We start from the raw sequence: 2,094 nt of genomic DNA, 5'->3' as shown, positions 1-2,094 counted from the left end.
TCGGTCAAAATGTTGACGATTATAAAAGCATCAGTTCAACATTCAGCCACAAAAAATAAATCAAAGAACAACAAAAGGTTTTTCAAAGCCTCCTTGGGATCTATTAATATAGCTACTGGATTACTCACCTTTACATAACCATTAAATAAATTTCTATCAATCTCTATTGCTTCAATAGGAAATCTTCTTCGATAATATTCAAATTGTTGACTTTTCTCTGACCCTATATAATAGATCTTTGTATTCTTTTTGAGGTTCTTGAAATACTTATTAATATTATCCACTTCGTTTCTAATACAACTTGAGCACCCATATCGAGTAAAAAGGATAAGAAGTGTTATTCCATTGATATCTTTAAGAAGATTTTTATTCTTTAATTTTAAATCTTTATTTCCAAAATAGATCTTTTTTTGAGCTGCCCACTCCATACCATTTATTTTTACTTGTCGATCTCTTACGCTTTTCATCAGATAAAAATTCAATAATATTAATAGCCCGATGATAGAATAAAAAAATACTTTTTTTTTAAACATGAGTGTCCATTAATCCTAAGAGCTTATATTATATTCATAAATACCGGGCTCTAACGATTCTGGAATAATGCTATATAGCATTCCTTTCTTGTCATCAACACTAATACTGAAAGCATAACGATCCAGCTCAAATGATTTTATAAAATTTCCATCCCAATCAAAGACTAATACATATTTACCCAAATTATTCTTCTTCTCAGTTATTTTTTTTCCAGAATACAATGCATAAATTCTTTTGTCCGTAGAGGCTAAATCTATATATGCTCTAATCGTATCATCGCTCAAAGAAAGACGTTTATTTTTAGTTGCATAATCCAATTCATCTTGCTTGGGCCCTCTGGTAGTTTCTAATAGTTCTCCTCTGTCGTTATAAATATTCAGGATATCCACATTATAGTATCCAACTGCAAATCTACTGCCGTTCTTGTTAGAAGTTGCAGTCGAGCGCCAAGCTAATTGGTGAACACTTGGTGGTATATCAGCATCAAAATTGGGAATTTCTCCTGCCAGTTTACTTTGTGAACCTGTACTATCTAAAATAGCAATATTTTCTCTCCCACCAGTACGAATTAGTCCTATAGCAGCGTAGCTGTCTCTTTTTATCGGGAATACTTCCATAGGTAATCCTTCAAATTCTAAATTTATTATTCCAGGTTTTGCATTTTTAAGATTTTTGAGATGCTTCTCATTAGTCAGATTTATTTTAGTTAGTCTTATGTTTTCATTATCTAAAACTAACACACTGTCTCTTTCGAACGCGAATATTGAGCCTGGGGCTAAAAACTCTCCAGGGCCGCGTCCTTCTCGACCTATACCTGCCAAATATTTATCTTCTGTAATATTTATTAAATGAAGTGGAGGAACATTAGTTATATCTGATATAACTCCGTAAATATCATTACTTTCACTTAAGCTGATCAATTCAATTTTATTAGCTATTCCTAAAGAATCTGAAGAGCTTAAGCGAACCCCCTCAATTTTAGTAGGAGCTATACTCTGAAATTGTTTTATTTTACTTTCTTCTATATCATAATTTACTTTTGAGTTACAGCTTAATAAAAATACTAAAATAAAAAACAAATAAATTACTGACTTGTATATCATTGAAAATAAAAATTAGCCCAGAGCTATTTCGAGTTCAATAACCCTGAGCTATTAATATTTTAATTAACATTCACAGGGATAAGCATTTCCCCCTGTAGTATTACATTCATTGATCTCCCAATCGTATGGCATATCACATACTCCGCCAAGTTCATGCTTACAATCCACTTGGACCATTGCCTCAGCTGATTGGGCAGGTAATCCAATTTCAACTCCCAGCACCTTAATGTTATCGGTGCTTGAACCTATTTGAAAATTTATCATTACCAAAACCAATAACAAAATTATGCCTGCAATATATTTGATGACTTTCATAACATTATATATTTTTGAGTTATAAAATATAACGACATAATTATTATGGGTCTTATGAAGCAAACGACTTAGAGAGGGTCTTCTCTGAGCCTTTGCAGCAAGACGTTATATAAGTTTTTATTTCGATGATTAAAACGGAATT

General features: G+C 31.9%; 3 protein-coding genes. All 3 read right to left on the bottom strand.

All coding sequences use genetic code 11. The features are described 5' to 3' along the window. Window positions 1–35 precede the first annotated feature (35 nt). Window positions 36–533: a hypothetical protein gene (locus BUB16_RS20970; protein ID WP_073068795.1), complete on the bottom strand. Its 498-nt coding sequence runs from the start codon at window positions 531–533 to the stop codon at window positions 36–38. 15 nt (window positions 534–548) lie between these two features. Beyond that, entirely contained in the window at window positions 549–1,637 is a 1,089-nt protein-coding gene (locus BUB16_RS20965) for a BF3164 family lipoprotein (RefSeq protein WP_084088495.1), read from the bottom strand. 63 nt (window positions 1,638–1,700) lie between these two features. Continuing rightward, a complete protein-coding gene (locus BUB16_RS20960; RefSeq protein WP_073068791.1) occupies window positions 1,701–1,952 on the bottom strand; it encodes a hypothetical protein in 252 nt (83 codons plus the stop codon). Window positions 1,953–2,094: the final 142 nt, after the last annotated feature.

Source organism: Fodinibius roseus, from assembly GCF_900129315.1.
GTDB classification, from domain to species: domain Bacteria; phylum Bacteroidota; class Rhodothermia; order Balneolales; family Balneolaceae; genus Fodinibius; species Fodinibius roseus.
Note: the sequence above shows the minus strand (reverse complement) of the source record. Positions and strands in the feature narration are given on the sequence as shown.

Coding starts and splice junctions, on each gene's coding strand:
- BUB16_RS20960 (WP_073068791.1), bottom strand. CDS start 1,952: ATGAAAGTCATCAAATATATTGCAGGCATAATTTTGTTATTGGTTTTG.
- BUB16_RS20970 (WP_073068795.1), bottom strand. CDS start 533: ATGTTTAAAAAAAAAGTATTTTTTTATTCTATCATCGGGCTATTAATA.
- BUB16_RS20965 (WP_084088495.1), bottom strand. CDS start 1,637: ATGATATACAAGTCAGTAATTTATTTGTTTTTTATTTTAGTATTTTTA.